Source organism: Peribacillus sp. NPDC058002 (genome assembly GCF_042886655.1).
GTDB lineage: Bacteria > Bacillota > Bacilli > Bacillales > DSM-1321 > Peribacillus > Peribacillus aracenensis.
Genome location: NZ_JBHVQU010000006.1, coordinates 24,058 through 47,240, shown reverse-complemented (window position 1 = coordinate 47,240; position 23,183 = coordinate 24,058). Strand labels below are relative to the sequence as shown.

Here is a 23,183-nt window from a genome sequence, read left to right as displayed (position 1 = left end):
CAACTCCACGTGTGATTACGGTTGATAAGAACCCGGTTTATCCTGTAGCGATTCAAGAGTTAAAAAAAGAAAAAAGAACATTGTGGAACAAGATCATCGTTTTATAAAAAAACGGGTCCGTTCCATGTTGGGATTGAAATCGTTTCGAACAGCCACCTATATTTTGAGTGGTATCCAAGCTATGCATATGGTTGAAAAAAATCAACCTCATCAACGGGCAAAGTCTGCCCAAAATGAGGTTGAATTCATTCATAAGTTGTTCGGAGTAGCTGCTTAATCCCAAAGTTCACAGGATATTACCATTATAAGTTTCTATTGCATTATTTTTGCACCAGAACCAGAAATTCTTCACATTGGATAAATTCAGACTCTTTCTAGATAAATATCTACTACCTTCAACAAGAGTTAAAGTGAATATATATGACCTAAGAAAAGAGATTAGCTACATTCCGTAAACAATGACTAAGAGGAGCCGTGTGCTTTAATAGAGCAAGCACGGTTCTATGAGGGGGGAGGAACACAATCTACTATAGATGTAGAGAGGTTCCCTTCTACTCGACTAGTTCATTAAGATATGAAATCCTTGAAGATCCTAAGCGTAGGAAGTTCGGGGCTTTATTTTTCATAAAATGTATTATCATAGTTTTTCGCGTTTTATCGTCTGGACCATAATTAGAGTGTTCACTTAATATAAAAATGTTCATTTGGTATCTCTTCAACTAACCAATACATATTCGAAACAAATACAAACTGTAAATAAATCTATATAAAAAATTTAGTAATAATCGAAATGAAAATAGATCCAAATAAAGCGGTTAAGGTCATTGAAACGGTACTGGTTGAAAAAGTTGCTTCCCCATATTCCATAGCTTTAGAAGTGCCAATTGCGTGCGATGCACTTCCAAAAGCAATACCCCTGCCAAGACTACTGTTAATGCAAAATAATTTTAAGATAATTGGCCCCAAAATTGCACCGGATATTCCTGCTACCATTACACATGCAACTGTTACTGAAGGTATGCCGCCTAATCCTGTCGATATCTGAATTGCTACTGGTGTCGTCATAGACTTAGGCAGAAGCGAAAGGAGAAAACTTTTTGATATTCCTAACATTATTGAGAAAAAAATGCCGGATAATATTCCAGTTGCAAGCCCTATAAGCACACCTCCAATAATAGGACCTTTATATTTTAATATCCTTTGTTTTTGGTTGTATAAAGGATAAGCAAGTGCAACTACCGCAGGGCCCAAAAGCAGATCAAGCCATTTCCCTCCTGCCATATAAGTTTCATAAGAGACGTTATAAAACTTTAAAATTACTATGATGAGTATTGAAGATGTGAGTACAGGCAGAAAAAGTGGAATGGGACAGATAACATAAATTTTTTTCATAACGACATATATCACTATTGTTGCAAGTAGAACAAAGAATGTTTTTAAAGCTTCCTCCATAGTTCTCTCTCCTTTCTTACGGAATTGCGTACTTCAAGCATCTGACCGACCTGTCCTGAGGCAACCATAGTAAGAACTGTACTTAATACAACAATAAACATCATTGCTACACCTGTACGTGTAAAAAGGACTGGATTTTTTATTATTCCTAATGTAGATGGAATCAGAATCAACGGAAGATACTCTAATAATGAGCAAGCGCCCTGATGAATCCATGAAGCAGTCAGAAGTTTGCAAGACAGTGACAGCAACAGCAATAAAAAGCCTATAATGCTCCCAGGGACTGGTATGTTAAAGGTTGTTTGCAGAATGCTGCCAAATGAAGAAAAACAAAATAATATTCCTATGTGTATGATTGTTTTTAAAATCACCATATTAGACTGTTCAAGTGGGTCATGAGAACATTTCTCCTTTGAATTTTTGATTATTAATGATTAATATATTATCAATCAACTTTTATAGAGTAAAATATATAAATACTATTACAGTTATTTGAATTTTATATAAGTTTAAGGGCAGGAGTTTATGAAGGGATATTCTTGTTGATGAACTATGGTATCTTATACAAAATCTAATAGAAAAAGGAGATGTTTATTTGGAACTCCGACAATTGCATTACTTTCAAATGGTAGCAGAAGAACTTAACTTTAGCAGAGCTGCCGAAAAGCTAAACATTACTCAGCCGCCTTTAAGCATGCAAATTCAAAATCTGGAGAATGAGATGGGGGTTAAATTATTTTATCGGAACAGAAGATCTGTAGAATTGACGGATGCAGGCAAAGCTTTTTTGTCAGAAGTCGGCAGGATTATTCAACACATTGATAGAGCTGTGGATATTACCCAGCGAACATACGCTGGCAATTTGGGAAAACTTACAGTTGGATTTGTTGGTTCTGCTACCTATGATATTCTTCCGGAAGTCACAAGGGAGTATAGAAGAGCTTATCCAGAGGTCGAACTTCAGTTAATTGAATTGTCTACTCCAAATCAGGTAAAAGCGCTAATAAATAAAGAAATTGATATAGGGTTTATAAGACCGCCAGTAACAAATGAATTCTTATGCACTGAAATTATTTCTAAGGGAGCTTGTGTACTTGCTGTACCCAAACACCATCCGTTACTGAAAGAAACAAAAATTGACATTAACTGTTTAAGCAAATATTCTTTTGTATTACTGGCCAGAAAAACATGGGCAGGTTTATACGATGAAATAATCGGACTCTTCAACCCGAAAATTGAACAGGAAGCTTTAGAATTTCAAACTGTTATCGGGTTAGTTGCTGCTGGAATAGGTATCGCAATAGTACCCAAGTCCACTATGCACTTGCATTCTCGAGATGTGGCTTATAAAGAGCTTGATCATTTGCTCCCTATTGCTAGCATGGGTATCGTGTGGCGAAAGAAATATACTTCCCCACTAGTAAAAGGCTTTGTAAAAGTAGCAAATACTTGCAAACAGAAATAAAATAATTGAAAATTTCTGAAAATTATACTTGATTATTATCTATGGTATATCGTAGTATGTATTTAACTTCTTTAAATGCATACGTATTCATTTTGCTTCTAAGACTTGTGATAAATGAACAGAAAGGAGGGAAGCACGATGCTTAAGACAAAAATCAGACCTAGAGTAAGCGAGACGGATGGGGTAGGCCATATAAATAACGTTTTTATTCCTGTATGGTTTGAGGCAGGTAGAGAAGAGATTTTTAAGATCCTTACACCTGATTTGTCCTTTAATAAATGGAAAGTGGCATTAGTGAATATGAATGTCGATTATCTGAATCAGACACATTACGGTGAAGAAGTAGAAATTAGAACTTGGGTGAAGAAAATAGGGAATAAGAGCTTAACTGTTTATGAAGAAATGCATCAGGGGGGGAAGCTATGTGCCAAAGGAACAGCCACCTATGTATACATGAATTATACCACTCAAAAGTCAGAAAGTATTCCAGGGCATTTACGGGAGAAGTTACAGAGTTATGCGACAATTCTAGAATAAAAGAGAATTATAGAAAGGGGTTTTCATTTTTGGGGAAAATCGGATTGGAGACATTGCTGGATCCAAAAAATATAGCGGTTATTGGTGCATCCACAAATCCAAATAAAATAAGCGGCAGATCTATACATTATCTAAATTCATATGGATACAAAGGTGATATATATCCTATTAATCCTAAGTATAGCGAAGTGCTGGGTCATAAATGCTACAAGGATATTTTGGATGTACCCTTTGACATAGATCTGGCAATAATTATTATTTCTGCGCAGAACGTCATTAAGATGGTAAAGAGCTGTGTGAAGAAAAAAGTTAAATCCTGTATCATATTCAGTTCAGGATTTGCTGAAATGGGCGAAGAAGGCAGACTGATTCAAGAAGAAATAAGTCAGTTAGCTAAAACGGAAAACATTAGAATTGTAGGACCAAATTGTCAGGGAGTATCTAATTTAAAGACCAAAAGCATGACTTCGTTTTCTACTTCTTTTGCTGATGAAAAACTTTATTACGGAAAAACGGCTATCCTAAGTCAAAGCGGTGCGGTAGCAGCGATGGCATACAATATTCAGAAAGAATTTGGGAAAGGAACGAAATACTGGATTGCTACAGGAAATGAGTCAGACGTTAATGTTTCTGAACTTATTAATCACATTATAGATGACAATGATGTGAAGGTTATTCAGGCTTATTTTGAAGATGTAAAAGATAGTGACTATTTAGTAAGCGCTGCCAAGAAAGCTAACAAATTAAACAAACCCATTCTAGCTCTCAAACCTGGAAAGTCAGAGGAAGCTAAAAGAGCTGCCAGCTCTCATACGGGTGCTCTTGCTGGGGAAGACATCGTTTTTGACGCTATTTGCAAGCATTATGGAATTGTAAGAGTAGATGACATTATGGAATTCAGCACATTTCCTCAAATTTTTGAATTAGACCAAAAAGCATCTGGAAAAAAAGTAGCAATTCTAACGAACTCTGGTGGCTTGGGGGTTATGTTAGTTGATAAATGCAAGGAGATGGGCCTTGAAATAGCAAATTTTAATACAGAGACGAAAAAGAAACTTGAAGAAGTTCTTCCAGTTTTTGCAGCAATCGATAACCCAATTGACCTTACAGCACAACTGTTAAATGATAAACATTTGTTGTCTCAAGCATTCCCAATATTAATGAAAGATCAAAACGTGGATATTATCTTAGTAGCTTTTAGCGGTATTGGGAAAGGATACGATATCTCAAAGATTGTTGAGGATATTACAGCAGCTCATAACAGAGGTGAAAAAATTCTTGCAGTTGCATGGGTTGCTTCTCTGAACGGAGTAGCCAGTTTACTTGGGGAGAATGGAGTTCCGGTGTTTACCGATCCCACTCTAATGGTCAAGGGGGTTTCGAAGTTTACGGAATATTCTATTAATAAAGAGATGTTGGATGAAGAAATTGAACAGTTTCCTTCAGTTTCATGGAATCTGCCATTTGAATCGCAGCATACCGATGGATTTTTGAATGAATATGAGAGCAAACAAATCCTTAAACACCACGGGTTATCGATCTCCAATGAAGTTTTGGCGGCTGACAAAGAAACGGCCAAAGAGGCTGCAGCTAAAATTGGTTATCCGGTAGTCGCAAAAATTGCATCTCAATTTATTCAGCACAAAACGGAGATAGGCGGCGTCAAGATTAATATTCAGAATGAAGCTCAGTTAGCGGAAGCGTACCAAACCATTTATGATAATAGTCTTAAAATCGCAAAAGAAGAACAACTTGATGGAATCTTAGTACAGGAAATGGTAGAAAAGAATTTTGAAATTTCATTAGGATTAAAAAATGATCCTATTTTCGGTCCAGTCATCATGGTTGCATCAGGAGGTATTTACATTGAAGTCATGAAAGATTTTCAAATGCTTGTTCCACCAGTGAATTATAAAAGGGCAAAAAAAGCAGTAAATTCACTAATGATGGCACCCTTGCTTAACGGTGTCAGAGGAAAAGCAAAACTTGATGTAGATGCGCTTTGTAAGACTATAGTGTCTTTCTCAAAAATGATTGAAGCTTATCAGCACATGTTTGAGGAGATCGACATAAATCCAATCATTGTAAGGGAAGAAGGAAAAGGTGTAAAGATTGTTGATGCTTTAATCAAACTCAAACCAAGCCATAAAAATATCAAAAATGGGAATGAGTGTGCATATGCAAGAATTTAACTATGAAGAGGTTAAAATAGGCGATGTTTTCAAGACTTCCTTTACATTAACAAAAGAAATTGTTCATCTCTATCACTCTTCCTTAAATGAAGTATTTATAGAAGGATTGCCAGCCCCTTCATCGATACTTGGCATTTATAAACCTTGGTATGATGCATTTGGGGGCAGAGTAGCTCAAGGCACTATCCATTTAAAACAGAGAATGGAATATTACAGCAATGTATATATAGAAGATGAATTTGAGGTTGTGGTTAGTGTTTGTGATAAATACAGAAAAAAAGGAAGAGATTACCTGATTCATGAAACAAACTTTTATAAAAGTGGACTCTTGGTCTGTAAACAGACGACAACGCAATTATGGGCATATGCTGCAAACTGATTTCTGAGGAGGGATAAGGTTGTTTAAATGTCTCTATGTGAGTGAGATATACAGTGTTAAGCAGGAACAGTTAAATATATTTGCAACTGCAAGTGCCGGTACGGGGAAAATTCATACAGATCCCGAATATGCAAAAAATACTCCTTTTGGGAAAACACTCGTACACGGATTGCTCCTGATGGGTTTTATTGAAAAGGAATTAAATAATAGATATAAAGATTGGAGCAGTTTAGGTGATTTAAACATCACGTTTATTAAACCGATAAAGGTCAACGAACATTTCCAAATTTTTCTTGAGGAAACTGAAAACAATCTTATCAATATTCAGTTGAAAAAAGATGGTGAAGATGCAATTGTGGGATCAGCTTACATGAAAAGCTAATCTGAAACGGAGGGAATTTACTTGAGGAAAAATCAACCACCTCAAAGATATTTCGAAGAAATTGAAATCGGAGAAATAACTGTATCAGAAGGAAGAACGATTACAGAAACAGATATAGTCAGCTTTGCAGGCCTGACTGGCGACTATAATAAGCTTCATATGGATAAAGAGTTTATGAAGGAAAGTGCTTTTGGGCAAAGGATTGCTCATGGGTTGCTGATTTTATCCATTCAGCAGGGGCTCGGTTTTTCGTTACCCCACCCTGACTTGGCGATTCTTGCATTTATGGGAATGCAAGAGTGGAACTTTAAAAAGCCAGTATTTATTGGAGATACCGTCTATGTTGAAATGGAGATTATAGAGAAAAGAGACACGAGCAAAGCTGACAGGGGGATCGTTGTAAGGCATCACAAAGTTTACAACCAACATGGGGATATTGTTCAAGATGGAAAAGAATTGCTAATGATTCATAAAGTCCCATTAAATTGAGTTCAGTTAAAAGGGGATTTTGAAAATCCATGTTATAAAGGGGAAACATTTATTGGTTTGCAATATAGAAGGGTTAAGGGGAGGGAGAAATTATGGCACTAGCATCATCTACATTAGAAAACCGTACTGTTAGAAAAGTAACCAGAAGAATTGTACCATTTATCTTTTTACTTTACATTGTTGCTTATTTAGATCGTGCTAATATAGGGTATGCTGGTCTAGAAATGAATAAGGAACTCGGCTTGACAAGCGAGGTTTTCGGCATCGTTGCAGGGATCTTTTTTCTGGGATATTTTATTTTTGAAGTTCCCAGCAATATTCTGTTGCAAAAATACGGTGCTAGAGTCTGGATTGCCAGAATTTTAGTTACATGGGGAATTATTTCAGTTGCTACGGGCTTTGCACAAAACGATACTCAGCTTTATTTTATCAGATTTTTCCTAGGCGTTGCGGAAGCCGGCTTTTTTCCTGGAATCATTTTGTACTTTACTTATTGGTTCAGAGCAAAAGAGCGGGCAGTGACTATATCAATGTTTTCTATGGCTATTCCAGTATCTTACATTATCGGTGCACCTCTTTCGACATGGATTATGGATAACATCAACTGGATGGATATCTCCGGATGGAGATGGATGTTTATACTTGAAGGTGTCCCGGCTTTCCTATTGGGGATTGCAACATACTTTCTCCTCACTGAAAGACCAAAGGATGCCAAATGGCTCACCAAGGAAGAAAAACAATGGCTTTCTGATGAGCTTGATAAAGAGAAAGATCTGGTTAAAACGGAGAAAGGACATATAGAAGCATTGAAAAATCCAAAAGTGTGGTATCTTTCATTAATTCACTTTGTTTTTTTAACAGGAAGCCTAGGAGTAGGATATTGGATGCCACAAATAATTAAAGGATTCTCAGATGTCTTAACCAATACTCAGATTGGCTTGATTGCTACCATTCCTTATATTACTGCAGCCATTCTCATGACTTTTTGGTCGAAGCGTTCAGACAGAAAAGGGGAAAGAATACTTCATTCTGCATTACCGTTGCTTTTAGCAGCTGTGGCTCTACTAGGTGCGGGATACGTAAGTAATCCATATGCAGCAATGCTGTTTATTACAATTGCTTTAACAGGATTATATAGTTTTAAGGGACCTTTCTGGGCTCTTCCATCCATGGTTTTGTCACATGCAACTATGGCAGTAGGGGTAGCGGTAATAAATTCTGTAGGAAATCTTGGAGGCTTTATTGGACCTTATGTGGTTGGAATGTTAAAAGATTCAACTGGAAGTACAAGAGCCGGTTTATATTTCTTAAGCATTATGTTACTTTCGGGGTTTCTCATGCTTCTTTTTTCTAAGCGAGAAAAGCAGGTAACAACTACAGCAAAAGTAAATGATCGCGTCATTTGATCTAATAGTTTTTTCACATATTCTGAACTTTGGAAGCGGTGGCCCCAATATATTAGAAAATGAATAGGTATGCATAGAGATTTTAGATAACTATAGGGAGGAATATTTATGATAACCATGATTAAGAAAGGCAAAACACAAGAAGAGATTGCTCAAAATGATGCTCAAGTTTTTAAAACTGTTCAACAGACTATTTCATCAATTGAAACAGAGGGAGATATGGCTGTAAAAAGAATGTCTAAGCAATTTGATAAGTGGGAGCCAGAATCTTTCTTGCTCACAAAAGAACAAATTGAAGAAATCATAAAGACTGTTCCAGTCCAAACAATTGAAGATATCAAATTTGCTCAGGATAATGTGAGACGTTTTGCTGAAGCACAAAGGAAATCTATGAATGATATTGAAGTGGAAACTTTGCCTGGTGTAATTCTTGGACATAAGAATATTCCTGTAAGCAGTGTTGGCTGTTATATCCCGGGCGGGCGCTATCCAATGGTTGCATCAGCCCACATGAGCGTTCTAACTGCTAAAGTAGCTGGTGTGAAACGCATTATCGCATGCACGCCACCAATTGGAGGAGAAATTCCGGCTGCGACTGTGGCAGCCATGCATTTAGCTGGGGCAGATGAAATTTTTATTCTAGGTGGAATTCAAGCGATGGCAGCCATGGCTGTAGGTACTGAAACTATTAAACCGGTAGATATGCTCGTTGGGCCGGGGAATGCTTATGTCGCTGAAGCTAAACGTCAACTGTTTGGCCGTGTCGGAATCGATCTTTTTGCAGGGCCAACAGAAACATTAGTGGTAGCAGACGACTCTGCAGATGCTGAAATGATTGCAACAGACTTATTGGGACAAGGGGAACATGGTCCAACATCACCCGGAGCGCTCATAACAACTTCTGAAAAATTAGCATATGAAACATTAAAAGAAATTGAGAGACAGCTTGAAGTTCTTCCTACTGCAGATGTTGCAAGAGTATCTTGGGAGGATTATGGAACGGTAATGGTTGTTGAAACTGAAGAAGAAGCTTTAGCAGAGGCGGATAGATTGGCATTCGAACATGTTGAGATCCTGACGAAGAACCCAGACTATTTCTTAGAAAAAATGAAAAACTACGGATGCCTGTTTCTGGGACCCGAAACAAACGTGGCTTATGGGGACAAAGTAATTGGCACAAACCACACATTGCCGACTAAAGGAGCTGCAAGATATACTGGGGGTCTGTGGGTTGGAAAATTTCTTAAAACGTGTACTTATCAAAAAGTCACAGAAGAAGCAAGTGCCTATATTGGAGAATATGCAGCTAGATTATGTCAGCTTGAAAATTTTGCAGGCCATGCTGAACAAGCCCTTCTCCGAGTTCGTAGATATGGCGTAACTCAAAACGTTTAACCACATTTATGTATATAATGCAGCAGCTAAGATACTTTTATTATGCTTAGCTGCTCTTTTTTCTATATGAAACTTAAGTTGTGTAGACTGCTAAAATTTTTTATATTAGGAGGTTGAATTTAGATGGATATTTTGAGAGAAAAGTCTTTAAAATTCATAGAGAAAATAAAGGTAAATTAGGTGTTCATTCAAAGTAGAAGTACAAAATGGTCTTGCTTATTCACCTGGTGTTGCAGAACCATGCTTAGAGATTTATCAAGATGAGTTAAAGGCATATGAATATACTATAAAGGGTAATTTAGTGGCTGTAGTTTCTAATGGCACAGCTTTACTTGGTCTAGGTAACATCGGACCGAAAGCCGCTATACTAGTAATGGAGGAAAAGGCACTTTTATTTAAAAAATTTACTAATATCGATGCTTTTCCAATATGTCTATTGGAGGATATTGTAGCTCCTCAATGTTTGAAAATAGGTTGAGGGAAATTTATGACATTCCAATTTTTCATGATGATCAAAATGGCACAGCTATTGTTACAGCTGCTGGATTAATAAATTCATTAAAGCTAGCCAATAAAACTCTTGATTGTATTCAAGTCGTTGTAAATGGAGCCGGTGCAGCAGGTATTGCAATCGTTAAACTTTTGCATCATATCGGTGTGAAAAACATTATCTTATGTGACACAAAAGGTATTATTTATGAAGGCAGAATGGAAGGAATGAATATGTACAAAAAAGAAGTTGCACAAATTACCAATATTAGTAACCGAAAAGGTGATTTGGGAGCTGCCCTAGTAGGAACGGATGTATTTATAGGTGTATCGGCACCAGGAGCGATTACAAATGACATGATCAAGTGATGAACACGAACCATTATTTTCGCTATGGCAAATCTAACACCAGAAATAATGTCAGAAGAGGCAAGAAGAGCTGGGGTCTTAGTTATTGGCACGAGACGTTCTGATTTAATAATATTCTAGCGTTTCCTGGGATCTTTCGAGGTGCTTTAGATGTACAAGCTAAAGAAATCAATGAGGAAATGAAACAAGCAGCTGTTTATGCTATTGATGGTCTAATCGACGAAAAAGATTTAAATGTAGACTATGTAGTACCGAACCCATTCGATAAAAGGGTGGCAAGTGTGGTAGCAGATGCAGTCGCAAGGGCAGCAGTTTTATTGTGTGCTGCTAAAAAGAATCTATTTGTACCTAATCAAAGCAACATTTTTTATTAAGAGGTTTACCATATAGAATTCAAAGGTTTAAACATATTCAAATCTCCTCTTTACCTTTAAAATATAAATATAGATAAGATGACAACGTCAGTGCAAAGATTGAAGGGGGATTTTATGAAAAAAAAGCAAGTAAATGCAATTGCCGTTTCAAAGAAGGCTGGTGTTTCTCAGTCAACTGTTTCAAGAGTTTTCACCCCTGGTTTAAATGTCTCAGAAAAATCTAGGCGCAAGGTATTAGAGGCCGCAGAAGAATTAGGATATCGTCCTAATGCTTTAGCTAGAGGACTTATTATGAATAAGACAAACATGATAGGGCTTGTAATGAGCGATGTGCAAAATCCATTTTACCCAGAGATATTAGAAAAATTCACAAAAGGGTTACGAGCTAAAGGGTATCATCTTTTATTTGTACATACAGAGAACAACAGGATTCAGCAGGATGATATCTCCGAATTTCTTGAATATAACGTGGAAGGTGTAATCTTTACGGATGCTTTGTTATCCTCAAATGTTGTTTCTAAGTTACAGGATAATAATATTCCTGTGATTTTATTCAATCGTACAATTAAGAACAATCCATGCCACTATGTTTGCTGCGATAACTATACAGCTGGTAAGGAAATAGGCCATTACTTAATTAATAAAGGCCATAAAAAACTAGCTTATATTTCAGGAAACGAGAATACTTCAACAAGTATTGAGAGAGAAAATGGATTTCGCGAATCCCTAAAGAACAATAATATTAACTTGATTGTTGAAGAAGGAGGATACACATACGAACAAGCATATCAAACTACAGTCAATCTGCTTAAATCCCCCAATAGGCCTGAGGCTATTTTTTGTGCAAATGATATTATGGCCTTGGGTGCGATTGACGCAGCCAAGTATCTAGGGATTTTAATACCAGATGAATTGTCCGTAGTTGGATTTGATGATATCAAAATGGCATCATGGCCGCCATATTCCTTAACTACCTGGAAACAGCCTGTAGACCAAATGATCAGGGAGACTATAAAATCCCTTTTAAACGAAATAGAGAATAAGAATACGGGAAATGTATCTATTTTACTTCCAGGAAACCTGATTGAACGCAATTCTGTTAAAGGTAAAACAATATAAGCTTTTAGAATCAACTATAAAGAAGCGAAAGTGCATCTTTTTGGCTCTTTGGCTCTTTCGCTTCTTTATGTTTTTTTAATGTTAATTAGCAATAGTATCAATTTCTATTAATCAATAACAATAATATATATTTAATATTCACCGCGTTCTTTTCTATACTGTCTGATTGGACTCTATTTTGAACGAGTTTTTTCTATTAAATAGTAGTTTTATAATCTATTTAATTAGATTAATTTCGTACTCTTTTACCATCTTATAAAATTGTCTTTCTTTACATCTATTCTTTCCTAAATTTTACTTGCATGCTTGTTGACGAAAAAAGAACCCGTTCGAAAAAGTACACTTTTACGAACGGGTTTTTATAGAATAAGACAAAAAAATGTCACTTTAGGAGATATTTTGCTCATATTTTAAGTGCTATTTTGCACATCTAACTTTAAATCCAGCTACCCTAACATGAGAAGATTAGCTGGGCTTCTTAATTATTTACGTCGAATCATTTAACTATAAAATAAGTAGAGATGGTTGTTACCTTCTTGAAAAACAAGAGTACGATTGAAAGACCTCCTCAATTAATGATTTTTTATTTGACTGAGTTTTCAGTTTATAATATAATTGGTATACCACATACCAATAGAGGTGAACAATGAAAAAAATAGAGACAGTTTTGCCATTAAAAGATATAGCTTTTGAGGCAATTAAGAAATCAATTCTGAATTATGAACTCTTACCAGGTCAAGCAATATATGAAAGAGACCTAAGTGAAAAGTTAGGGATAAGTAGAACTCCTATAAGAGAATCCCTGTCGTTGTTAGAAAGAGAAAAATGGATAATTTCAAAGCCACGGGTTGGTACGTTTATTAATGAAATTACAGAAGAAAATGTAATTGAAGTAATGGAAATACGAATGATGTTTGACCGTTTCTCACTAGAAAAAATATGTGGAAATATTACGTTAGAACAAATAAAAGTATTAGAAAGTTACATTGAGGAGCAAGAAAAAAATAAAACAGATCAGCAGAGATTTATTGAATTAGATAAGGAGTTCCATTCTAAAATCGTAGTATTAACTAAAAATGAGCGATTAGAAAAATGGTTTGAGGAAATTGGTGATCAGATAAGATGGTTTGGGTTAAAAGCAATAACTGAGAAATCGCGTATTGAAGAAACAATATCTGAACATAAAGAAATTATACAAGCTTTAAAATCGCAAGATATAAATCAAATTCTTATAGCCTCAAATAACCATGTGGAAAATACCAAAAATGAAATTATAAATCAATTGAGGAGGAATTCAAATGAGAAAAGTAATTAATTTACATCTTTCTAATGGAGAGGTTAAAATACATGAAATTGAGATTAATAAGGTAATTGTTGTTGGATATGGGGGAAGAAATACAGAAAAAATCCAAGAACACATAGATGAATTAAATGAATTAGGAATTGCACCTCCACCTAATGTACCGATGATATATCCACAAAAAATAGAACAACTGAATTTTTCTAATGAATGTCATGGAAGCAAATTTTCCTCTGGGGAAACAGAATATGTGTTATTCCATGACGGAAAAGAATGGTTGGTTACCCTTGGCAGCGATCATACTGATCGAGAAGTAGAAAAAGAAGATATTTTAAAGTCTAAATCAGTATGTGATAAACCTCTTGCAACTGATTTTTGGAAATTAGAAGATTTAAAAGAAGACTGGGATAATATAATTTTACGTTCTTATGTTACTTCAAATGGGGAAAAATGTTTATATCAAGAAGACACTTTAGAAGCACTTTTAGAGGTTGATGTTTTATTAGAAAAGCTGGACAAATTAGGAGAAAAAGATTTAGAACATACTGTTATTTTTTCAGGTACTGTACCTACAAAAAATGGATTTATTTTTGGTGAAAAATTTGAATATGAAATTGAACACCCGAAGTTAAACAGAAAAATTAAACATCATTATTCCATTGTCAATTAAGGGGGGATTTTTTTGAAAAAGAAACCAACAAAAGTTAGATGGGGACTAGCTTTCTTTTTCTTTATCATTGGTGTAATCGCTTACATGGATAGGTCGAATATTTCAATAATAGCAAAACCAATGATGGATGATTTAGGCTTAGATAAAGTTCAGTTTGGTATGCTTGCATCATTATTCTCATTAGGTTATGCCTTAGTTCAAATTCCAGCAGGACTTATGGCAGAAAAGTTTGGTCCAAGAAAAATGATCACTTTTGCTCTAGTATGGTGGTCAGTATTTACGGGTTTGACGGGTTTAGTTAAATCTCACGGTCTACTGTATATGGTGAGATTCTTATTTGGAATAGGTGAAGGCCCGATGTTTCCAGCTAACGCCGTATTTAATACAAACTGGTTTAGAAGAGATGAAAAGGCCAGAGCATCTAGTGCTTTATTGGCAGGTTCATATTTTGGACCAGTTATAGCCCCAATCGTTACGGTTTATATATATCAATATTTTGGTTGGCAAGCTGTATTTTATATTTTTGGAATAATAGGAATAATCATTGCGGGTGTATGGTACGTTTTAGCCCGAGACTATCCTGAAATTCACAAATTGGTGAATGAACAAGAAAAAGAATATATTCTTGAAGACAGAGAAATTGTTGATACCGCCAAAGTTAGAGCACCATGGAATACTTTTCTGAAAAGCTATAGATTTTGGGCGTTAGGATTGCAATACTTTGTTGTTTTATATATTATTACTTTCTTTTTAGTTTGGTTACCTACCTATCTACTGGAAGATAGAGGATTCTCATTAAGTAAAATGGGATTTGCTGCAAGCCTACCTTGGTTAGCAATACTGATAACTGTAATGACTGGTGGTATTCTTTCTGACTACTTAGTACGTAAAGGTTTTTCAAAACAAATATCTAGATCCACTTTAGCTATATCAGGTTTAATAGTATTTATTATTTCAATGTACTTTGCTGTTATGACAGTATCGCCCTATATGAATGTTTTATGGCTATCATTATGCTTGGGTTCACTAGGATTCACAGTAGTGTGTTCGTGGGCCTCTGCTACAGACTTAGGCAGAAACTTTTCAGGTTCCGTTTCAGGTTGGATGAACTTGTGGGGAAATCTAGGAGCATTTATATCACCGTTATTATGTGGATGGTTAGCAGAAAATTTCGGATGGAATATCACACTTGGAGTAACAGTAATCCCTGTGTTTATTGCAGCTATATTATGGTTGTTTGTAAAACCAGATACTTCATTACTAAATAATATTGAGGAGTGAGTAATGTGAATTATTTGATATTTCAAATGGATATAGAAGTTGGGAATCCTGAAGAGAATAGGAAAATCATTGAACGCTGGTTAGAAGCTAACTACAGTGATGATTTGGACGTTGTAGTACTTCCTGAAATGTGGTCTACGGGTTATGCGTTAGAAGAATTGAAAGAAATCTGTAAAGTGGATGGTAATCAATCAATTGAATTTTTACAATCACTGGCTAAGAAGTTTAATGTAAACTTGGTGGGTGGCTCTATTGCAGTACTAGAAGGTAAAGATATCTTTAATCGTGCAGTTATTGTAAATCGAATGGGTGAGATTGTTCATACATATGACAAGATGCACCTTGTTCCGATGTTAGATGAACCAAAGTTTTTAACGGGCGGTCATAATCAAGTAGAAGTATTTGAACTTGAAGGTTTGAAGATGGGGGTTATTATTTGTTACGATTTACGATTCCCTGAAATTATTCGTGACTTGGCATTACAAGGTATTCAAGTGTTACATATCGTCGCAGAATGGCCACTTGCAAGGGTAACACATTGGAATACGTTACTTCGTGCGCGCGCAATTGAGAACCAAATGTATGTTGTTGCTTCAAATGTGGCGGGGACAAAGTTAGGAGTGGAATTCGCAGGTTGCTCACAAATTGTAGATCCATGGGGAGACATTGTTCAAAAATTAGATCAAGAAGTTGGTGAATTAAAAGCAACTTTAAATTTAGAGACTGTCCCGCAAGTCAGAAAAGATGTTCCGATCTTTAGTAGTCGTGTACCATCACTCTATAGGTCCAACCTAAGATTCTTCTTAGACGGAGTGGAGAAAATATCGAGACCTGAAATTGAATTCACAGACTTTAAGAATTTTAAACTTGAACCAATTGATGGGGTGGTAGAAGGGCTGTCACAAAGGGTTATTTCAGAGAATTCGTCAACACAGGAAATGGTTCGTATTTTGGAGTTCGCACCCGGTACAGACACGACGCCTAATGGAGTTCAAGTGCATCATTATTGGGAAGAGCTATATGTCGTTGAAGGATCTGTCATAGATTTAACTTTAAATAAGATATTCACTGCGGGAATGGTGGCTTCACGTCCCCCCGGAATGCAACATGGTCCATGGAAGTCAACGGATGGTTGCGTAATGTTTGAAGTACGATACAGTCGATAATAAAGTGCTGATAATTTGAGAATGAGTGGAGTTTTTAAAAATGGGGTGCCACCTATTTCGATGACAAAAAGACGACAATCCAAATGAAAGTTGTCATTTCCACGATAATCTGCGTATATTTTAAGTGCTATTTTGCACAACCAACTTTAAAACCCAGCTACCTTCTCATGAGAAGGTAGCTGGGTTTCTTAATTATTTACGTCCAATCACTAAGATATTTCGTGTAGCTTCTACGGCTTCTGTTGTAATGGGTGTCAGGTGATTGATTTCGAGTTAAAAAGGATATTAGACATATAAAACCAATACAGTATAAACATATTTCTTCAACATTTCTTTTCTATAATTATAGCTGTATACATATTTTAGATTGGAGATGGTGACATAAACAAAAAATTATTAGCAGGTGCGGGGGTGGCGTTTACGTTGTTATTCAGTCCACTAAGTCAAGCTTTTGCATCAGAAACAATAACAATAGGAGACTTAAGAAAGGTTGATAATGTTGCCCATCGTGGTGCATCGGCATATGCACCTGAAAATACGATTGCTGCTTATGATAAAGCAGTAAAAATGAAGGCAGATTATATTGAAATTGATGTTCAAAGAAGCAAGGATGGAGAATTAGTACTTATCCATGATACGACAGTTGATCGTACAACGGATGGATCTGGAAAAGTTGGTGATTTCACGTTTGAAGAACTAAGAAGTCTTGATGCAGGCAGCTGGAAAGGTGAGCAATTTGCTGGTGAACAAATCCCAACATTTGATGAGATTCTTGATCGTTACCACGGGAAAATTGGAATATTAGTAGAATTAAAGGCTCCAGAGCTATATCCTGGGATTGAAGAAAGTGAAGCTGAAGACTAGGCGCCTCCTCCTACTCTATTTATGGAACTAAAGGGAAGCAGCTTTATAAATTTTTTTCGCTGTTCTTCAATTACCACGATCAATTCTTCCCCCATCTTACATTATTTTGGCCTTCTCTCATTAGTCAAAGGTTTTCTGAGAATTTGTTCGAAACTTAATACTTCCACGGCCTCGTGATATTATATTTTTATTTAAAGGAGCGTTACAAGAAGCAATAAGGGACATTCTAAAGTTGAAGAAGAGGATTTTCAAGCAGCTAAATATTCTTATTCTGAATATGCTCTTCAATCATTATTACCTGAAAACGGTGGTAGAATTAAGAACTTAGAACCATACTTTATAAATTTGCGGGTGAAATGTCAGTACTTACTCAAGAAGAATTAGAACAGTGTATAGAAATAAATAGCAATCATAACATTAATGACTTGATAAAAATTCTCTGTGAAATGTCTTTTATAGGTCAGGAAATACAAGAAGGCAAATTGAGTACTATAGTGAAAAAAGGTCAACACAAATTACGGATAAGCTTGCTAACAGATTAACACAACGCCATACTCGATCGAAGAGGTATCAAATACACCCAGCTTTCCACTCCTTTCTTGAAATTGAGAAAATATAACTTTCTAAAATGACGATTTATCCAAAAGGGTAAATCGTTATTTTAAACGAGAGAATAATAATCAGGGGGATATAGAAGGCAGTCCTTAACTATGCGTAAAATACTCATTTTATGAACAAATGGATAGATGCTTGGTATAAAAAAGGACTCAAGAAAGAAAATTATCATCGGTGCGAAGTTTTATAAAAAAACTTGATGCATCAACCAAAAGAGCTGAAGTTAGAGGGATTTTGATATATCAGTTTTACGGGGTTACCGTAGATGATTCATTTCGTTGGGATGATTGGATGACAATGGAAGTGATGACTTTGAACTTATATGATTCTTGGAAGTCTATATATGGAGGTTGATGAGTGTAATAAATAAGGCCTGAGTGAAGCGACCGTACCTAATAGTCTCGTATACAAAGTATAAGGAGGTATGTATGAATTGTGTGCCCGGCGAAAATTAGCGGCAGAAAGCGTGTTGGGTCATATCAAGGGCATGGTTCGTTTCGCCGCTTCAACCAAAGAGGGCTGGATAAGGTAAACATCGAATTCGGATTGGCCTCCACGGTCCACATTTTCTGAAACAGGCGCAGGTAAATACCCTGTTTCAGAATCAGCTAGGTAATAAACGAAAAAATCCGGAGAGAAATGCAATTTCTTTCCGGGTTTTCTTCATTAGTAAATCTGTGCCTGTGAGGCAAATATCCTGTGCTCTAACGAAAACGAACCGCGATACGGCTAGAATTCGTTCTTTTTGGCCTACTCATAAACAAGAGAGTATAACGTTTGAATACTCTCTTGTTTTTTATTTAGAAATTGAATGGGCTGCTCTGTACGCCAGTAAGTTCATTTTTTCATTTTCATCATGATACGAGAAATAGCTGCCAGGGTTTTTCGTGAAGCCTGCTATTTCCTTACTTGAGATAGTAAAATGATGTTTCTGCAATTCTTCGTCCAAAAAGTAAGGTTGGAATGCCTTCGGGTTTGGCGTCGGATAGATGGATTGAATATTTTTTAATGACTTTGAATTCGCTTCATAAAAAACAGCATTCCCTATTATGCAGGAATTATTTTTTAGATATTGTTTTAAAATTTGAACAGGTGATTCCTTGTAAATTAAAGAGTACTGAGAAAAGGAGATACTATCAATAAAAATATCTATTGAATGATGTGTCAGTGGTAAGTGTAAATCGCTATTGACAATGTAAAGAACTGATAAATCCGGGTGAAGTTTTTCAATGCTTTGCTTTAATGTTTTAATCCATTCAAGAGAGTAGCACGTAAAAATATATGACGTATTTTTAGAAAGGGAAGAGAGATATGTTGGTAACATCATTGACATTTCAATGTTTGTTTCTAATACAATTTTATTTTCAATTAGTTGTTGTGTTAATTCGTTATACATCCATAATTTACTCTTTTCTAGTAAACTAATAAAATTAGGATTCCATTTCTTAAGATCAATTTCATAAATGGAATATTTAAAAGGGGACGCCTTCAGGTTGCTTGTGAACAGAATGCCTTTTTTGATTTCCGATTGATAGCCGCAGCTACAAAACAGATTCCCTTCAAAGATTTGATCTCCCAGTATGGAAGCATTTTGTAAACTTAATCTACTTTGGCAATACGGGCAAGAAAGAATGGGGACAAAAAGCAATGGAACACCCTTATTCCTATTATCCTGTTCCAAATTCTCAGATGTATCGGTATTTATCTTTGTATCAATCGAATGAATCGCATTTAAAATTTGATTCTTCTCCTCGATTAATTGTATCTTTTTTTCAACAAGCAAGTTTCTAAAGTAGCTCATATTTCTATAATTCCCATTGTTCGTTATTCGTTTAAAAGATAAGATTTTATGAATTTCTTTTAACGAAAAACGATACAACTTAAGTTCATTAATCAAAGCCATGTCTTCAAGACAGATTGTATTCATCTGAAATTGTGTGTTTATTTTTTCGGGAATCAAAAGTCCTTTTTCAATATAATGTCTTACTGTATCAATCGAAACATTAAAGTTTTTGGCGAACTGTCCAATCTTCATAAAGATTCCTCCTGCTGATTCCGTTAAAGCAAAAAATGGAGTTACTCCATTTTTTTTCACAAATTCGGCAAAAATAGCGCTTGAAATTGTGTTAACCCTATCTATTAAACTAATTATACAGAAAATTTTTAATAATTTAATAAGTTTTCAAAAAATAAGCAAGGGGAGGATGCATTTCTCAGAAAATAAGAAGGTTTAATGGAAGAAAAATTATTACATTATGCGGGGGTTATTTATGAAGAAAGTATGTGTTTTGTTATCGATTATCCCGTTTATTGGCTCTTTAACCGTTATTAATAAAGTAGAGCCATATGTCTTAGGAATGCCCTTCATTATATTTTGGGCCGCCATATGGCTTGTTCTATCTGCTGCAGGTATGGGAATTAGCAATTTGCTTTACCCAATTGAAGAGGATGGTGAAGAATCCTGAATATTTCACTCCTTATTATTTTAGTTTTTCTCATTTTTTCCATTTACATAGGAATTCGTGCGAAAAAGGGAAAAGAAATGAATCTGGATCAGTGGGCGGTAGGCGGTCGAGGCTTTGGAACGATTATTGTGTTCCTGTTATTGGCAGGTGAAAACTTTACTACCTATACATTCCTTGGGGGAAGTGGCGGGGCGTATGGTCTTGGTGGGCCAATGATCTATGTATTTAGTTCGCTATGCTACATTGTTATGTATTGGTTCTTTCCTCCTATTTGGAAGTATGCAAAGAAAAACAATATTTTGACCCAATCTGATTTCTTTGTCAGCAAGTACAATAGCACAAAACTAGGTGTTCTTACGGCTGTAGTAGGAATTATTTCCCTTATACCATACCTTGTTTTGCAATTTAAAGGGTTAGGTATTATTGTTTCAGAGGCTTCTTACGGGATGATTTCACCTGCGGTTGCAATATGGATTGGGGCGGTTTCCGTTTCGATTTATGTAACGGTTTCGGGGATACATGGTGCTGCGTGGACAGCGGTTGTAAAGGATATTTTGATGTTAGTTGTCATCTTAGTTATGTCTATCTACTTACCCTATCATTATTATGGCGGGTTCACGCCCATGTTTGAAAAAATTAATGCTGCTAAACCAAACTTTTTAACTCTTCCTAAATCCGGTTACAGTTTGTCCTGGTATATTTCAACGTGCATCCTTTTTGCCCTTGGTGCATCTATGTGGCCGCATTTGTTTGCTGCTAGTTTAACCGCAAAAAATGCACATATTTTGCGACGTAATTCAGCATTAACGCCACTTTATCAAATTGTCCTAATTTTAGTTTTATTTATTGGCTTTGCAGCAGTTCTAGTAGTTCCCGGATTAAAAAATCCAGATTTAGCCTTATTCGAACTAGCTAAAAAGTCATTTGACCCATGGTTTATTGGAATCATAGGCGGAGCCGGATTATTAACGGCACTTGTACCAAGTTCAATGCTTTTAATGACTGCATCCACTTTAGTTGCGAAAAATGTGATCAAAGTTTTGAAACCGGATACAACTAATCAACAGATTGCCCGTATTGCCCGCATGGCTGTGCCGATACTGGCACTATTGTCTGTTTATTTTACATTTAGAGGCGGGGAAATGATTTTCATGTTATTAATTATGGCCTATGGATTTGTAGCTCAGCTGTTTCCATCTTTATTTTTTAGCTTATGGAAAAAGAACCCTGTTACATTGCAAGGAGCATTTGCTGGAATCATCGCCGGAGTCGTAACAGTCGCCATAATGACCATTACTAATTCAACCATTGCGACATTATTTCCTCACTTGCCACAAGTCATTAAGGACATAGATAGCGGAATCGTGGCGCTGGGGGTTAACTTGATTGTTACAGTAGGAGTTAGCGCTATAACAAGATTAAAAAAAGTTTCAGAAAATCACCTAGAAAACGTGGGAGCTAATTCTTAATTATGCTTCTCTTATGATGGAGAAACAATTGAAAGATGTTTACAACAAATTATCAGGTAAGTAAAAGGTAAAGGGGATAGGTTAGATGGCAACCATACAAATTTCTGTAAAGGATGAAGTAGTTAAATGGAGAAGGTATTTACATGAAAATCCAGAACTCTCCTTTCAAGAAGTTCAAACATCTGAATACGTTTACAATCTTTTGAAAACGTTTTCGGGATTAGAAGTAACAAGACCAACTAAAACAAGTGTTTTGGGAGTACTAAAAGGGGGAAAACAATCGAGTGAAAAACAGCTGACCATTGCTTTTCGAGCAGATATGGATGCACTTCCTATTCAAGAGGAAGCGAATATTGAATTTCGATCAAAGAACCCTGGAGTCATGCATGCATGTGGACATGATGCACATACCGCAATGCTTTTAGGCGCGGCGAAGGTTCTTTCCGAAAAGAGAGATGAAATAGGCGGTGAAATCAGATTTATTTTCCAACATGCTGAGGAAATGCCTCCAGGAGGTGCAATCGAGCTTGTTGAAAAAGGCGTTGTAGAGGGCGTTGATTATGCCTTTGCCCTTCATGTCACACCATATGAACGCTCCGGTTCGATTTGCATGAGAGAAGGAGTGCTCTGTGCATCAAATGATGACTTTGAGATTAAGGTCATCGGTTATGGGGGTCATGCATCAACACCTGAATTAACAGTTGACCCGATTGCGGTGGGGGTAGAAATTGCGTCCAACATTCAACATATTGTATCTAGAAAACTACCAGCCTTAAATTCACCGGTTATTTCTATTACACAATTCCATGGGGGGAGTGCACTCAATATTATTCCAGAAACGGTAGTGCTTGGCGGTACAATTCGTGCAATTGACCCTGATATCCGTATTAAAGCTAAAAACTATGTCAACCAAATTGTTAAAGGTATTACAGAGGCACACGGGGCTCGATATGAAATCGTTTGGCATGAAGGCTATGAAAGTGTGGTAAATGACAAAGAGGCTGTTCGTATCACAAGAGAGGTAGCAGAAGGCATTTTTAGAAAAGAAAATGTGATCCATGTAGAGGAACCTTTATTTGGTGGAGAGGATTTTTCAGCCATCGCACAAAAAGTTCCTTCCTCGATGCAATTTATTGGTGTTCATCATGAAGATTTTGGTGAAGCGCATCCACTCCATCACCCCAAATTTAAAATCGATGAGGCCGCATTACAATACGGGGTCGATTATTTTGTAGGTATTGCAACAGAATTATGTTGTAAGTAAAGGGAAAGTTTTCAAAGTTATTGAGAATTACCACTGGGGTA

Annotated in this window: 19 protein-coding genes and 3 pseudogenes; 19 read left to right on the top strand and 3 right to left on the bottom strand. The window is 36.2% G+C overall.

The genetic code is table 11. From position 1 onward, the window contains the following. Positions 1–5: 5 nt before the first annotated feature. Positions 6–277 (top strand): annotated as a pseudogene (locus ACFVSH_RS02680) (DDE-type integrase/transposase/recombinase); the annotation flags it as partial. A 485-nt stretch (positions 278–762) separates the two neighbouring features. On the opposite strand, the gene ACFVSH_RS02675 reads toward ACFVSH_RS02680, so the two are convergent. Together ACFVSH_RS02675 and ACFVSH_RS02670 are read right to left on the bottom strand one after the other, a co-directional pair. Beyond that, positions 763–1,452, bottom strand: a complete 690-nt coding sequence (locus ACFVSH_RS02675; protein ID WP_387704739.1) for an LrgB family protein — start codon at positions 1,450–1,452, stop codon at positions 763–765. Then, positions 1,437–1,826 (bottom strand): CidA/LrgA family holin-like protein, encoded by a 390-nt coding sequence (locus ACFVSH_RS02670; protein WP_387704737.1) that lies wholly within the window; start codon positions 1,824–1,826, stop codon positions 1,437–1,439. The genes ACFVSH_RS02675 and ACFVSH_RS02670 overlap by 16 nt, the downstream gene beginning before the upstream one ends. Positions 1,827–2,047: 221 nt before the next feature. Here ACFVSH_RS02670 and ACFVSH_RS02665 point away from each other — a divergent pair, with 221 nt between their 5' ends. The 15 genes and pseudogenes from ACFVSH_RS02665 to ACFVSH_RS02595 all read left to right on the top strand — a co-directional run. Next, positions 2,048–2,917: a LysR family transcriptional regulator gene (locus ACFVSH_RS02665; RefSeq protein WP_387704735.1), complete on the top strand. Its 870-nt coding sequence runs from the start codon at positions 2,048–2,050 to the stop codon at positions 2,915–2,917. Between the two features lie 138 nt (positions 2,918–3,055). Next, entirely contained in the window at positions 3,056–3,454 is a 399-nt protein-coding gene (locus tag ACFVSH_RS02660) for an acyl-CoA thioesterase (protein WP_387704733.1), read from the top strand. A 29-nt stretch (positions 3,455–3,483) separates the two neighbouring features. Further along, entirely contained in the window at positions 3,484–5,646 is a 2,163-nt protein-coding gene (locus ACFVSH_RS02655) for an acetate--CoA ligase family protein (protein ID WP_387704731.1), read from the top strand. After that, complete coding sequence (locus ACFVSH_RS02650) at positions 5,633–6,025, top strand: hotdog family protein (protein ID WP_387704729.1); 393 nt, start codon at positions 5,633–5,635, stop codon at positions 6,023–6,025. The genes ACFVSH_RS02655 and ACFVSH_RS02650 overlap by 14 nt, the downstream gene beginning before the upstream one ends. 19 nt (positions 6,026–6,044) lie before the next feature. Continuing rightward, positions 6,045–6,407 carry a MaoC family dehydratase gene (locus ACFVSH_RS02645; RefSeq protein WP_387704727.1) on the top strand — a complete coding sequence of 121 codons (363 nt, stop codon included), beginning with the start codon at positions 6,045–6,047 and terminating at the stop codon, positions 6,405–6,407. A 21-nt stretch (positions 6,408–6,428) separates the two neighbouring features. Continuing rightward, positions 6,429–6,896 (top strand): MaoC/PaaZ C-terminal domain-containing protein, encoded by a 468-nt coding sequence (locus ACFVSH_RS02640; protein ID WP_387704725.1) that lies wholly within the window; start codon positions 6,429–6,431, stop codon positions 6,894–6,896. Positions 6,897–6,988: 92 nt separating this feature from the next. After that, a complete protein-coding gene (locus tag ACFVSH_RS02635; protein WP_387704723.1) occupies positions 6,989–8,302 on the top strand; it encodes an MFS transporter in 1,314 nt (437 codons plus the stop codon). A 108-nt stretch (positions 8,303–8,410) separates the two neighbouring features. Next, complete coding sequence (gene hisD / locus ACFVSH_RS02630; protein ID WP_387704721.1) at positions 8,411–9,697, top strand: histidinol dehydrogenase; 1,287 nt, start codon at positions 8,411–8,413, stop codon at positions 9,695–9,697. Positions 9,698–9,849: 152 nt separating this feature from the next. Next, positions 9,850–10,929, top strand: a pseudogene (locus ACFVSH_RS02625) (NAD(P)-dependent malic enzyme). 114 nt (positions 10,930–11,043) lie between these two features. Next, complete coding sequence (locus ACFVSH_RS02620; RefSeq protein ID WP_387704719.1) at positions 11,044–12,048, top strand: LacI family DNA-binding transcriptional regulator; 1,005 nt, start codon at positions 11,044–11,046, stop codon at positions 12,046–12,048. A 646-nt stretch (positions 12,049–12,694) separates the two neighbouring features. Further along, positions 12,695–13,363 carry a GntR family transcriptional regulator gene (locus ACFVSH_RS02615; RefSeq protein ID WP_387704717.1) on the top strand — a complete coding sequence of 223 codons (669 nt, stop codon included), beginning with the start codon at positions 12,695–12,697 and terminating at the stop codon, positions 13,361–13,363. Further along, positions 13,347–14,018 carry a DUF2848 family protein gene (locus tag ACFVSH_RS02610; RefSeq protein ID WP_387704715.1) on the top strand — a complete coding sequence of 224 codons (672 nt, stop codon included), beginning with the start codon at positions 13,347–13,349 and terminating at the stop codon, positions 14,016–14,018. The genes ACFVSH_RS02615 and ACFVSH_RS02610 overlap by 17 nt, the downstream gene beginning before the upstream one ends. A 12-nt stretch (positions 14,019–14,030) precedes the next feature. Next, the gene (locus ACFVSH_RS02605; protein ID WP_387704713.1) at positions 14,031–15,299 is read left to right on the top strand and encodes an MFS transporter; all 1,269 of its coding nucleotides are present in this window, start codon (positions 14,031–14,033) and stop codon (positions 15,297–15,299) included. 5 nt (positions 15,300–15,304) lie between these two features. Continuing rightward, positions 15,305–16,465 carry a nitrilase-related carbon-nitrogen hydrolase gene (locus ACFVSH_RS02600; protein WP_387704711.1) on the top strand — a complete coding sequence of 387 codons (1,161 nt, stop codon included), beginning with the start codon at positions 15,305–15,307 and terminating at the stop codon, positions 16,463–16,465. Between the two features lie 381 nt (positions 16,466–16,846). After that, a pseudogene (locus tag ACFVSH_RS02595) lies at positions 16,847–17,323 on the top strand (glycerophosphodiester phosphodiesterase); the annotation flags it as partial. A 1,417-nt stretch (positions 17,324–18,740) separates the two neighbouring features. On the opposite strand, the gene ACFVSH_RS02590 reads toward ACFVSH_RS02595, so the two are convergent. Continuing rightward, positions 18,741–19,979: a MerR family transcriptional regulator gene (locus tag ACFVSH_RS02590; RefSeq protein WP_387704709.1), complete on the bottom strand. Its 1,239-nt coding sequence runs from the start codon at positions 19,977–19,979 to the stop codon at positions 18,741–18,743. Positions 19,980–20,214: 235 nt separating this feature from the next. Here ACFVSH_RS02590 and ACFVSH_RS02585 point away from each other — a divergent pair, with 235 nt between their 5' ends. The 3 genes from ACFVSH_RS02585 to ACFVSH_RS02575 all read left to right on the top strand — a co-directional run bounded on the left by ACFVSH_RS02585 (position 20,215) and on the right by ACFVSH_RS02575 (position 23,142). Next, complete coding sequence (locus ACFVSH_RS02585; RefSeq protein ID WP_144551260.1) at positions 20,215–20,409, top strand: DUF3311 domain-containing protein; 195 nt, start codon at positions 20,215–20,217, stop codon at positions 20,407–20,409. Then, positions 20,406–21,878, top strand: coding sequence for a sodium:solute symporter family protein (locus ACFVSH_RS02580; protein ID WP_387704782.1), 1,473 nt, complete (start codon positions 20,406–20,408; stop codon positions 21,876–21,878). The genes ACFVSH_RS02585 and ACFVSH_RS02580 overlap by 4 nt, the downstream gene beginning before the upstream one ends. An 85-nt stretch (positions 21,879–21,963) precedes the next feature. Further along, the gene (locus ACFVSH_RS02575) at positions 21,964–23,142 is read left to right on the top strand and encodes a M20 metallopeptidase family protein (protein ID WP_387704707.1); all 1,179 of its coding nucleotides are present in this window, start codon (positions 21,964–21,966) and stop codon (positions 23,140–23,142) included. Positions 23,143–23,183: the final 41 nt, after the last annotated feature.

Bases quoted from the DNA above. Each gene is read 5' to 3' on its own strand.
- ACFVSH_RS02650 (WP_387704729.1), top strand. From the start codon at position 5,633: ATGCAAGAATTTAACTATGAAGAGGTTAAAATAGGCGATGTTTTCAAG.
- ACFVSH_RS02610 (WP_387704715.1), top strand. From the start codon at position 13,347: ATGAGAAAAGTAATTAATTTACATCTTTCTAATGGAGAGGTTAAAATA.
- ACFVSH_RS02575 (WP_387704707.1), top strand. From the start codon at position 21,964: ATGGCAACCATACAAATTTCTGTAAAGGATGAAGTAGTTAAATGGAGA.
- ACFVSH_RS02585 (WP_144551260.1), top strand. From the start codon at position 20,215: ATGAAGAAAGTATGTGTTTTGTTATCGATTATCCCGTTTATTGGCTCT.
- ACFVSH_RS02660 (WP_387704733.1), top strand. From the start codon at position 3,056: ATGCTTAAGACAAAAATCAGACCTAGAGTAAGCGAGACGGATGGGGTA.
- ACFVSH_RS02675 (WP_387704739.1), bottom strand. From the start codon at position 1,452: ATGGAGGAAGCTTTAAAAACATTCTTTGTTCTACTTGCAACAATAGTG.
- hisD (WP_387704721.1), top strand. From the start codon at position 8,411: ATGATAACCATGATTAAGAAAGGCAAAACACAAGAAGAGATTGCTCAA.
- ACFVSH_RS02670 (WP_387704737.1), bottom strand. From the start codon at position 1,826: ATGGTGATTTTAAAAACAATCATACACATAGGAATATTATTTTGTTTT.
- ACFVSH_RS02615 (WP_387704717.1), top strand. From the start codon at position 12,695: ATGAAAAAAATAGAGACAGTTTTGCCATTAAAAGATATAGCTTTTGAG.
- ACFVSH_RS02635 (WP_387704723.1), top strand. From the start codon at position 6,989: ATGGCACTAGCATCATCTACATTAGAAAACCGTACTGTTAGAAAAGTA.
- ACFVSH_RS02590 (WP_387704709.1), bottom strand. From the start codon at position 19,979: ATGAAGATTGGACAGTTCGCCAAAAACTTTAATGTTTCGATTGATACA.
- ACFVSH_RS02620 (WP_387704719.1), top strand. From the start codon at position 11,044: ATGAAAAAAAAGCAAGTAAATGCAATTGCCGTTTCAAAGAAGGCTGGT.